General features: G+C 36.1%; 8 protein-coding genes. All 8 read left to right on the forward strand.

All coding sequences use genetic code 11. From position 1 onward, the window contains the following. Positions 1–3: 3 nt before the first annotated feature. The 8 genes from VP395_RS14635 to VP395_RS14670 all read left to right on the forward strand — a co-directional run bounded on the left by VP395_RS14635 (position 4) and on the right by VP395_RS14670 (position 12,487). Positions 4–1,482 carry a RagB/SusD family nutrient uptake outer membrane protein gene (locus tag VP395_RS14635; protein WP_346242770.1) on the forward strand — a complete coding sequence of 493 codons (1,479 nt, stop codon included), beginning with the start codon at positions 4–6 and terminating at the stop codon, positions 1,480–1,482. A gap of 18 nt (positions 1,483–1,500) precedes the next feature. Further along, the gene (locus VP395_RS14640; RefSeq protein WP_346242771.1) at positions 1,501–3,249 is read left to right on the forward strand and encodes a LamG domain-containing protein; all 1,749 of its coding nucleotides are present in this window, start codon (positions 1,501–1,503) and stop codon (positions 3,247–3,249) included. A 164-nt stretch (positions 3,250–3,413) separates the two neighbouring features. Then, positions 3,414–4,769, forward strand: a complete 1,356-nt coding sequence (locus tag VP395_RS14645; protein WP_346242772.1) for a glucoamylase family protein — start codon at positions 3,414–3,416, stop codon at positions 4,767–4,769. Positions 4,770–4,780: 11 nt separating this feature from the next. Further along, a complete protein-coding gene (locus VP395_RS14650) occupies positions 4,781–6,148 on the forward strand; it encodes a glucoamylase family protein (protein ID WP_346242773.1) in 1,368 nt (455 codons plus the stop codon). A gap of 12 nt (positions 6,149–6,160) precedes the next feature. Further along, positions 6,161–7,138 (forward strand): metallophosphoesterase, encoded by a 978-nt coding sequence (locus VP395_RS14655; protein WP_346242774.1) that lies wholly within the window; start codon positions 6,161–6,163, stop codon positions 7,136–7,138. 19 nt (positions 7,139–7,157) lie between these two features. Continuing rightward, a complete protein-coding gene (locus VP395_RS14660) occupies positions 7,158–7,934 on the forward strand; it encodes a carboxylesterase family protein (protein ID WP_346242775.1) in 777 nt (258 codons plus the stop codon). Positions 7,935–7,937: 3 nt separating this feature from the next. Next, positions 7,938–10,256: a beta-glucosidase BglX gene (bglX, locus tag VP395_RS14665; protein ID WP_346242776.1), complete on the forward strand. Its 2,319-nt coding sequence runs from the start codon at positions 7,938–7,940 to the stop codon at positions 10,254–10,256. Between the two features lie 8 nt (positions 10,257–10,264). Next, the gene (locus VP395_RS14670) at positions 10,265–12,487 is read left to right on the forward strand and encodes a glycoside hydrolase family 3 N-terminal domain-containing protein (RefSeq protein WP_346242777.1); all 2,223 of its coding nucleotides are present in this window, start codon (positions 10,265–10,267) and stop codon (positions 12,485–12,487) included. Positions 12,488–12,526 lie beyond the last annotated feature (39 nt).

Consider the following 12,526-nt stretch of genomic DNA (forward strand, 5'->3'; position numbering starts at 1 on the left):
AGTATGAAAAATATAAAGCTTATTAGAAAATTAAAAATATTTTCATTAGTTGCCTTATTAGCAATCCCTTTTTCTTGTCAAGATGATTTTTTAGACAGGTTACCATTGGGAGAAGTTGCCAATAATGAAGAGCTAGGAGTTGGCGGACAAGAAGCTGCCATGTTTGGAGTTTACTCCTTATTAAATAGAGTTGGTGGCTGGGAACGATTCTGGTTTGGAAGTATCAGATCAGACGATTCTCAAAAGGGAAGTACTACAGGTGATGGTGCTGCCTTTGGCACCGCATTTAATGATTTTCAATATATCCCAACCATTGGATTGAATAATATATGGTGGAATGGACATTATGAAGTTATTTTTGCTTGTAATGAAGTAATAAATAATATTCAAGAAGAAGGCTTAACAGACCCTGGAAGTCTTGCAAACGATGGAGAAGCAAGAGCCATACGTGCATTAATGTATTTTGAGTTGCGTAGAGATTATGGCGAGGTACCTATAATTACAGCTACTATTGATGTGCCTTCTGATGCTTTTGCACCAAAATCAACTATTGCAGATATTGATACCTTTATTAAAAACGACCTTTTAATTGCAGAAGCAAACCTACCACAAAGTTGGATAGGTTTCCCAGGAAGATCTAGTTCTGGTTTTGCAAAATCATTATTAGCTAAACTATATCTTTATCAAAATGATTGGTCTAACGCTTACAACAAGTGCAAAGAGATTATAGACTCTCAAGTATATTCAATAGAACCTAATTTGGTTAATTTGTTTGAAAGAGTTGGTAATAACGGTGTTGAATCTATTTTTGAAATTCAGCAAACAGTAACCGAAAACGGAGAATCATTCAATACCAATTACTTCATATCTCAAGGTGTTAGAGGTACAGGAGAATGGAATTTAGGATGGGGATTTAATGTGCCTACTACAAATCTTGTCAATGCATTTGAAGCTGGAGATAAGAGAAAAGCTAATACGCTACTGGAGTCGGGTCAAGACGATGGCGGATTTGGTGGTGGCGTATTACCTGCTCATCCAAGTGTTTTAGCACAACCATATTGGAACAAAAAAGCCTATACCATGAAAAGTATTCGCACCACTTTAGCAATTAATGGAAACCGCTGGGAAAATATTAAAATTATAAGATACGCTGATATTATTCTCATGGCTGCAGAAGCTGGTAATGAATCTGGTTTAGCTCCACAATCTGAAGTTGTTGGTTACATCAATCAAATTCGTTCAAGAGCAGGCCTTCCCAATACTACTGCCACAGGTCAGGGTGAAATAAGAGATGCTATCAAACAAGAAAGACGAGTGGAATTTGCATTAGAAGAATACAGATTTTACGATTTAGTGCGCTGGGGCGATGCTTCAACAGTATTAAGTGGATTGGGTTATTTACCAAAGCACGCTTTGTTTCCTATTCCTCAAGATGCTATAGATCAATCAGGGGGCGTTATTGTTCAGAATCCTAATTATTAATTAATAAAGTATAGAAAGATGAAAAATACAACTTTGAAATATTTAGGTTTAGTATTTATGGCAATAATAACTTTTGGTTGCCAAAACCTAGAACAGCCCGAATTTAGTGATTTTCTTTATGATGGCCCTGTAATTACGCTTTCAACGCCAAGCCCTAACGGCGCTACGGTGGTTAGATCAAAAGACCCAATAGCATCCATAACAATTAAATTTCAAGTAGAGGACGATCTTGGTATTGCAAATATTACTGTGAAATTAGATGATGCTGAGATTGCAAATATGAATGAGTTTGCAGATAGTAAACTGGTTATTGTTGATGATTTAACAAAAGAGGTATCCACAGGGAATCATACATTAACAATTACTGCTACCGATACCAACAATGTGGTCGCGACACAGACCACAACATTTGAAAAAGTAGATACACCACCTTACGAGCCTGTTTTTGAAGGCGAATCATTTTATATGGCTTTTGATGGAGATTTCTCAGAGGCCATTAGTGGAAACGGAGCTACAGAAGTAGGGGCACCAGGGTTTGCTACAGATGCCAAAGTAGGAAGTAATGCCTATGCAGGTGCTACAGACTCTTATTTAACATTTCCAACTGCTGGATTATTGGGCAACGAGTTTAGTGCTTCCTTTTGGTATAAAGTAAATGCCGCACCAACTGCTGGAGGTATTTTGGTTATTGGACCACCTGATGACGGAAAAGCGGCAGATAAACAAAACAATCGTAAAAGTGGATTTAGATTTTTTAGGGAAGGCAACGGTACAGCCCAAACCTTCAAGTTGAATGTTGGCAATGGTACTGGGGATTCCTGGTTTGATGGAGGTGCGGCCGCAAGAATTGATCCTACCGTAACAACAGATTGGATACATTTGGCATTTACAATTTCAGGAACCGAATGCGTGGTTTATATTAATGGTCAAGTTGTAAAACAAGGAACCTTTGCAGGTGTAGATTGGGCTGGCTGTGATGTCATGTCCATCATGTCAGGTGTACCACGTTTTACAGAATGGGGTCATAAATCAGACTTGAGTTATATGGATGAGTTACGTCTGTTCAATAAAGCATTAACTCAAGATGATGTTACTAGGTTGGTTGCACATGGCAGTAAAACATTCAATATGCCTTTCAATGGTAGTTATATTGAAACCAATAGCAAAACGGATGCTACAGTTGTTGGAACACCAACGTTTACTACAGCGTCAAAAGAAGGTAGCAATGCCTATGTTGGTGCAGTTGATGCATATTTAACATTCCCAACAGCAGACCTTTTAGGAAACGAGTTTAGCGGAACTTTTTGGTATAATTTGAATAATCCGGGCACCAATCGTGCGGGGATATTAACAGTTAGCGCACCAGATCTTTCTTCTCCTCTTCCTACTAATGGACCAGGAAATTTAAATTTCGGATTTAGATTATTTAGAGAAGGAGGCGCCGACCAAAGCATAAGGTTGAATGTTGGTAATGGAACTGGTCGTACTACTGCAGTTGCTGCAAGACGATTAAATAATAGTTCAGGATGGGTTCATATTGCTTTTACAATATCCCAAACAAAAGCTATGATTTATATGGATGGTGTGCTTGAAATAGAGACCAATTTAACAGGTTTAGACTGGACAGGTTGTGATATCATGTCCATCATGTCTGGAGCACCAAGATATTTGATTTTTAATCATAAGTCCGATTTAAGTTCTATGGATGCATTGGCATTTTACAACAAGGTGCTTTCCCAAACAGAAATCCAAGCACTTATGAATTAAAAAATATGGCTAGCATTGTTGCCTAGCCATTATTTTTTTGAGTTGTTTAGTTTGTTTGTATTAGATCAGCTGTACCAAATTATTTGATGCAGCTGACTTTTAATCCATCATGCCAATCATCTTAAATGATAGATGGCGTTATAACTTTTTTAAATTTTTTGCAAATGAGGCTACTACATATATACTTTTTAACCATCATTGTTTTCAGTTGTATTTCCAAAAATAATCAAGTTAAAAATTCAGAAAATGAAAAACAGCATGCTGAATTATCTGATGAAATTATTTTGGATTCCATCCAAAAGCAAACCATCAATTATTTTTGGGAAGGCGCCGAACCTAATTCTGGTTTAGCAAGAGAGCGTTTGCATATGGATGATATTTATCCAACATCACCTAAAAACACCGTAACCACAGGTGGTAGCGGATTTGGTCTTATGGCTATTTTAGTTGGTATTGAAAGAGGTTTTATTGATAAAAATGAAGCCTTTGCTCGATTTGATAAAATTGTTGATTTTCTTGATAAAGCCGATAGGTTTCATGGCGTTTGGCCACATTGGTTAAATGGCGAAACCGGAAAAACGGTACCTTTTAGTAAAAAAGATAATGGGGGTGATTTGGTAGAAACCGCATTTTTAGTCCAAGGCCTGTTAACAGTTTCAGAATACTATAAAAAAGGGAATGAACAAGAACAAACCCTTGTTGCTAAAATTGATAAATTATGGAAAGAGGTAGAGTGGGATTGGTACACTAAAAATGGCGAAGACGTGCTTTATTGGCATTGGTCCCCAGAATTTGGATGGGATATGGACTTTCCAGTAGGCGGTTATAACGAATGTTTAATCATGTATGTATTGGCGGCTGCATCTCCAACACATCCTATAAAGCCTTCGGTGTATCACAAAGGTTGGGCAAAGGATGGTGAAATTGTGTCTTCTGAAAAATTCTATGGTGAAGATTTAGTGCTAAATTATTATGAACATGACGAATCTCCAGTTGGGCCACTTTTTTGGGCGCATTATTCCTATGTTGGATTAAATCCAAAAGGCTTGTCTGATAAATATGCCGATTATTGGAAACTTGTTCATAATCAAGCAAAAATTCATTATAAATATGCGGTAGATAATCCTAAAAACTATAAAGGTTATGGAGATAGTTTGTGGGGACTAACTTCTAGTTATTCTACTAAAGGATATAAAGGACACCGTCCTGGTAACGATTTGGGGGTTATAGCACCAACAGCAGCTCTGTCTTCTTTTCCATATACGCCAAAGGAAAGTATGCAAATGCTTAAGAAAATGTATAAAGACCATGATTCTTTAATAGGTAAATACGGCCCTTATGATGCGTTTAGTTTAGAGTATGATTGGTTTTTACCAAGGTATTTGGCCATTGATCAAGGACCAATACCAGTTATGATTGAAAATTATAGAACTGGACTTCTGTGGAAACTTTTTATGGCAAACGAAGATGTGAAAAATGGTTTAGAAAAACTAGGTTTTACTATCACGTCCACTAATTAAAATGTTTATAAATGTTTAGATTTTATTATATAATAATCCCTGTGCTTTTCTTGGTTTCATGTGGTTCAGATGATGGACCAGGGTATCAAGAACCTTATATTCCTGAGTCCAATGAATCAATGGTAGAACCATTATCAGATACGGAAATGTTGGACTTGACACAAAAAGAGACCTTTAAATACTTTTGGGATTTTGCAAATACTAATTCTGGTGCGGCAAAAGAACGATACCATCCTAAAAATCCAACTTTAAATCAAAATGTTGTAACTACTGGTGGTACGGGTTTTGGACTCATGGCCATTTTGGTAGGAATTGAACGAGGTTATGTCGCTAGAGAAGCCGGTGTAGCACGGTTAAATAAAATTTTAACTTTTTTAGAAAATGCCAATCGTTTTCATGGGGCATGGCCACATTGGATAGATGGAAGCACAGGCAATGTATTGCCTTTTAGTGCCAAAGATAATGGAGGCGATTTAGTTGAAACTGCTTTTTTAGCTCAAGGATTAATTTGTGTAAAAGAATATCTTAAAAATGGTTCGGATTCTGAAAAAGAAACGGCCCAAAAAGCTGATATTTTATGGAAAGGCGTCGAGTGGAATTGGTATACCCAAAATAAAAATGCATTGTACTGGCATTGGAGTCCTAATTATGGTTTTGATATTAATTTGAGACTAACAGGATATAATGAAACCTTAATTACGTATGTTTTGGCTGCTGCTTCACCAAATTATACCATATCTAAAGCAGTGTACGAGAATGGTTGGGCGTCTAATGGAAATATTGTGTCTTCAACTACTCAATATGGCTTGCCATTAGTTTTAAAACATGCTGGCGGTTCTAATTTTGGCGGTCCTTTATTTTTTAGTCACTATTCGTTTTTAGGACTTAATCCTAAAAATTTAACCGACCAGTACTGTAACTATTGGAATTTGGCTGTAAATCATACCAAAATAAACCGTCAATATTGCGTGTCGAATCCTAAAAATTATGTAGACTATGGTGCAAATTGTTGGGGGTTAACAGCTAGTTATTCTAGAAATACAGATGGTTCTATAGGTTATTCGGCACATAGCCCTTCGAATGATATTGGGGTTATTTCGCCAACAGCGGCCATCAGTTCCATTCCCTATACATCTTCAGAATCACTGAGTGTCATGCATTTTCTTTATCAGAAGAAAGAAAAACTTCTTGGTCCTGCGGGGTTTTATGATGCTTTTAGTCCTCAATTCAACTATTGGGTTGCCGATGCTTATTTAGCCATTGACCAAGGTCCTCAAATTATTATGATTGAAAATCATAGAACAGGACTATTATGGAGCTTATTTATGCAAAATACCGATGTTAAAAACGGTTTAAATAAACTGGGGTTTAATTATTAAAATGGAGATTGAATGAAAGTATTTTCTTGTTTTTTAATTCTAACAATCATAATACAGTTTTCTTGTAAAGCTCAGGATGCATTTGAATTTGTTGTACTTCCAGATACACAAACTTATGTTGAGGAATTTCCTGAAGTTTATATGAAGCAAATGGAGTGGGTTTGTAGCCAAAATAACCGGTTTTCATTTGTATTGCACGTTGGGGATATTACTCAGAATAATTCTGTTGAAGAATGGCATATTGCTAAAAAAGGTTTTTCATTATTGGATGGTAAAATACCTTATTGTTTGGCACTAGGTAACCATGATATGGGCAGTGGTGCAGGTAAATTTGCCGATACTAGAAATACCTCGTTGGCCAATACTTTTTTTCCAATTAATGAGTACGTTGCTAATTCCAAAACCATTGCTACGTTTCCTAAGAATAGCATTGATAACTCATGCGCTGAGTACCACCTAATTGATGAAAAATGGTTAGTCTTTTCATTGGAATTTGGTCCTAGAAATAAAACCATTCAATGGGCAAATGCATTAATCAAAAAACATCCAAACCATAAAATAATAATCAATACACACGCCTATTTATACAATGATAGTAGCTTGCATGATGGTGATGATTGGTACTTACCCCAAAAATATGGTGTTGGTGCTGCAACAGGAGATGATGCAGTAAATGATGGCGGTCAACTTTGGGAAAAACTTATTAAAACCAATAAAAATATCTTGATGGTTTTTTCTGGACATATTTTAGGGTCTGGAGTTGGTAAATTAGTATCAAAAAATGATTATGGTACAGAGGTGTTTCAGATGCTTGCCAACTATCAAAAAAATGTCAAAGGTGTTGAAAAGGGAGATTCAGGTTATTTGAGAATTATTAAAGTGGATAAAAAAGAGAAAACGATTTCTGTTAAAACGTATTCGCCTTGGTTGGATACTTACAAAACAGAACCAGAGCACGAGTTTGTATTTAATAATGTTAAAACACTATAACATGATGTATTCTAAAAATATGAAGTTAGTTACAGTATTGCTATTGCTTGCAAGTAGCGTATTAATGGCGCAGCATCAAAAACTATACAATGAAGCATTTTTTGTAAAAGATAAAGACACCCTTAGGTATCGTGTACTACTACCAAAAGATTTTTCGGAATCTAAGCAATATCCTGTTGTGTTATTTCTTCATGGTGCAGGTGAAAGAGGGAATGATAATACAAAACAGCTTGCACACGGGAGTAAATTGTTTACGGACGAGATGCATAGAGGCGCATTTCCAGCCATAGTTGTTTTTCCACAATGTCCACAAAACGATTATTGGTCTAACGCAACAATAGACAGAAGTACAAAGCCTATTTCATTGGTTTATCCATTAAATACATCGCCCACAAAAGCTTTAAATTTAGTAATGCTTTTAATGGAAGACTACTTGAAAAAACCATTTGTTAATACCGAAAAAGTATATATTGGTGGTTTGTCAATGGGTGGCATGGGTACTTTCGAAATGCTCTATAGAAAACCAGATACCTATGCAGCGGCTTTTGCAATTTGTGGAGGTGGTAATCCTGAAACGGTAAAGGACTATGCGAACAAAACAGAGCTATGGGTGTTTCATGGTGCAAAAGATGATGTGGTAGATCCGCAATTATCAATAAGTATGGTTTCTGCGTATTTAGAAGCAGGAGGAAAGCCAAACTTCACTTTATATGCAGACGACAACCACAACAGTTGGGATTCAGCTTTTTCGGAACCAGAGCTATTAACTTGGCTTTTTTCAAAATCAAAACTATAAAAAATGAAATACTTAATGAACATAAAATATGTCTTTTTGGGCATTACTGCCACATTAATTGTAGCATGTAATTCAAACCAAAATAAGTCTAATACTTCTTCAAATCATAACCCATTTGAAGCTAAAGTAGATTCTATTCTAAGCTTAATGACGATTGAGGAGAAAATTGGCCAATTAAATTTACCAAGTGCGGGACAATTTACAACAGGTCAAGCAACAAATTCTGATATAGGAGGTAAAATTGAAAAAGGACTGGTTGGTGGTCTTTTCAATATCAAAACGGTAGCAAGTATTAGAGATATTCAAAAAATAGCAGTTGAGAAAAGCCGATTGAAAATTCCATTAATTTTTGGAATGGATGTTATTCACGGTTACGAAACAACATTTCCAATCCCTTTAGGATTATCCTGTTCTTGGGATATGCCCTTGATAGAAAAAACCGCAAGAATTGCTGCTATTGAAGCAAGTGCAGATGGTATTAATTGGACATTTTCTCCTATGGTCGATATATCCCGAGACCCAAGATGGGGGCGTGTTTCAGAAGGTTCTGGGGAAGATGTTTATTTAGGAAGCCAGATAGCAACAGCCATGGTAAAAGGGTATCAAGGAGACGATTTAACCAATAATAATACTATCTTATCTTGTGTGAAACACTTTGCATTGTATGGTGCGCCAGAAGCCGGTAGAGATTACAATACCGTAGACATGAGTAAAATTAGAATGTATAATGAGTATTTGCCACCTTATAAAGCAGCTATAGATGCCGGCGTTGGTTCGGTAATGGCAGCTTTTAATGAAATAGATGGTGTTCCTGCCACAGGAAATCATTGGTTGCTTACAGATTTGCTAAGAAAAGATTGGAATTTTAATGGCTTTGTAGTTACTGATTATACAGGCATAAATGAAATGACCGAACACGGTTTGGGCGATTTGCAAGAAGTGTCGGCACTTGCTCTTAATGCAGGAGTAGATATGGATATGGTGGGTGAAGGTTTATTAACAACGCTTAAAAATTCTTTAGATGAAGGAAAGGTAAAAATAGCCACCATTGACGCTGCAGTAAAGCGAATTTTAACTGTAAAGTTCCAATTAGGTTTGTTTGATGATCCTTTTAAATACTGTAATGACGACAGAGCAAAAACTGAGATTTATACTAAAGAACATAGGGATTTTTCTCGTAAAGTTGCTTCAGAATCTATAGTGCTTTTAAAAAACGAGAATGAGATTTTACCTTTAAAAAAATCGGGGACTATTGCGCTTATAGGACCTTTAGCAAATTCAAAGGAAAATATGCCAGGTACCTGGAGTGTGGCAACAAAGCTTGGAAATGCCAATGCGTTTCTAGATGGTTTAAAAACCGTTGCAGGCGATCAAGTAAATGTATTATATGCCAAAGGGAGTAATCTAGATCATGATTTAGAATTTGAAAAGCGCGCTACCATGTTTGGAAGGGACATTCCAAGGGATGGAAGAACTGATAAGCAATTAATGGATGAAGCATTAGCAATTGCTTCAAAATCAGATGTAATTATTGCTGCTTTGGGCGAATCTTCAGAGATGAGTGGAGAAAGTAGTAGCAGAACAAATTTACAAATTCCTCAGGTACAAAAAGATTTGTTGAATGCTTTACTAAAAACAGGTAAACCAGTAGTTTTGGTGCTATTCACAGGCAGACCATTGGCTATTACTGAAGAGAACAAGAACGTTCCAGCTATTTTAAATGCTTGGTTTCCTGGTACTGAAGCAGGTTTGGCTATTTCAGATGTATTATTTGGCGATGTAAATCCATCAGGAAAATTAACAGCAACATTTCCTATGAATGTGGGTCAAGTACCCATTTTTTACAACCATAAAAATACTGGAAGACCATTAGGAAATAGCGAAGGTAAGTTCGAAAAATTCAAATCAAATTATTTAGATGTTCGTAACGAACCGTTATACCCATTTGGTTATGGTTTAAGCTATACCACTTTTAATTATGCCAATTTAAAATTAAATACCACAAATATAGATGCTCAAGGAACTATTGAAGTTTCTGTTGAGGTAACAAATTCAGGAGGTTTCGATGGAAAGGAAGTGGTTCAGTTATATGTAAGGGATGTAGTAGGTTCTGTTACTAGACCCGTAAAAGAACTAAAAGGATTTCAAAAAGTTGAAATTAAGAAAGGAGAAACCAAAACGGTTACTTTTAAATTAACTGAAAATGATTTGAAATTTTATAATTCTAATTTGGATTTTGTGGCTGAACCAGGAACGTTTCGTGTTTTTGTAGGAACAAATTCAGATACTAAAATGATGACAGAGTTTGAATTAACTAATTAATCGAAACCATGAAATTCAGTTTCAATATTAGCTCTTTAGCTATTTTATTTATTTCAAGTTTTTCGTTTTCGCAAAACTATGAAGCTAAAGTAGATTCTCTAATGAAGCTAATGACACTTCAGGAAAAAATAGGTCAAACAGTTATGTATGGAGGTAGTTGGGATCAAACAGGGCCAATTATTGGAACTAACAACGGCAAATATATCCGAGAAGGTAATATGGGCGCTATGTTAAATGCATTTACGGTAAAAGGTACTTACGATTTACAAAAAGTAGCAGTTGAAGAAACCCGTTTAGGTATTCCATTATTGTTTGGTTATGATGTTATTCATGGTCATCGTACCATTTTTCCAATTAACCTAGGGATGTCTGCTAGTTGGGACTTGAAAATGATTGAAGAAAGTTCTAGAATAGCTGCAGAAGAAGCTTCGGCAGAAGGTTTGCATTGGACGTTTGCTCCTATGGTGGACATTGCTCGCGATCCACGTTGGGGACGCGTTTCAGAGGGTGCTGGAGAAGATGTTTATTTAGTGAGTCAAATAGCCAAGGCTTATGTAAAAGGATTTCAAGGAGACGATTTGTCAAAACACAACACTATTTTGGCATGTGCGAAGCATTTTGTGGGTTATGGTGCAGCACAGGCAGGACGTGATTATCATACCGTTAATATGGATGAGGGCGAATTGCGAAACGTGTATTTACCTCCATTTAAAGCAACGGTTGATGTTGGGGTCGAAACATTCATGTCTGCATTTAACGAATTGAATGGTGTACCTACTTCAGGTAATAAGTTTACGCTACGTGATATTTTACAGGATGAATGGGGTTTTAAAGGATTTGTAGTTTCAGATTATACATCTATTAATGAAATGATTCCTCATGGGTTCGCTAAAGACAGTTTAGATGCTGCTAGAATTGGTATGAATACGGGTGTAGATATGGATATGATGGGAAGTGTTTACCGAAAGTATTTAAAAAAATTGGCAGAACAAGGGAAAGTTGATGAAACCACTATTAATGAAGCTTGCAGACGAATTTTATTAGCAAAATTCAAGTTAGGGTTGTTTGACGATCCTTATAGATATATTGATAAAAAGCGTGAAACCGAAACCAAATATAAACCAGAGTTTTTAGCAAAAGCTAGAGAAATAGCAGCAGCCTCATCGGTATTGTTACAAAATAAAGATCAAGTTTTGCCATTTTCAAAAAGCACAAAATCAATTGCCTTTATTGGTCCAATGGTTAAAGATGAATACGATATTTTAGGGAATTGGGCAGCCCAAGGCGATCGTAAAGGACAAGCGGTTAGTGTGTTTGAGGGTGTTTCAGAATACTTAAAATCACATCAAATGCTCTATGCCAAAGGTTGTGATATTTTAAATGATGACGAATCTGGTTTTTCTGAAGCTATCAATATATCTAAAAAAGCAGATGTTATTGTATTGGTTATGGGAGAAGGTCATCATATGAGTGGTGAAGCAGCATCAAGAACCAATTTGAAAATTCCTGGTATTCAACCTAAATTAATTGAGACAATTCGTGAAGCCAACCCAAATAAAAAAATTGTTTTGGTTTTAATGAATGGTCGTCCTATTAATTTATCTGATGAAGTTAATTTGGTTGATTCCATTCTGGAAGTGTGGTTTCCAGGAACCATGGGTGGTGCCGGAGTAGCTGATGTTTTATTTGGCACACACAATCCATCGGGTAAATTAACAGTGACTTTTCCAAGAAATGTTGGTCAAGTACCTATTTATTACAACATGAAGAACACTGGAAGACCAATTCCTGATAACAACCCAACCGAGGATTATAAAAGCAACTATATCGATTCTCCAAATTCTCCATTATTTGTTTTTGGTCATGGTTTGAGTTATACCACTTTTAAGTATTCTGATTTGGAATTATCTTCAAGTACATTACGTTTTACCGGAGAAATTAAAGCCTCAGCTACAATTTCAAACACAGGAAATAGAGGTGGCCATGAAATTGTGCAATTATACATTCATGATAAAGTTGGCAGTGTAACTAGGCCCGTAAAAGAACTCAAAGGCTTTCAAAAAATATTTTTGAAAAAGGGAGAAAGTAAAGTGGTGAATTTTACCATAACAGCTGAAGATTTAAAATTCTATAACAGTGAGGGGAACTATACCGTAGAACCAGGAGAATTTGAAATTGCCATAACTCCAAGTTCTGACTTTAAATTTAAACACACATTCACACTTGAATGATTAATAGTCAATAACCTGTAAGGCTTTGTAACCTTGTAG

The organism is Mariniflexile soesokkakense, from assembly GCF_039650365.1.
GTDB lineage: Bacteria > Bacteroidota > Bacteroidia > Flavobacteriales > Flavobacteriaceae > Mariniflexile > Mariniflexile soesokkakense.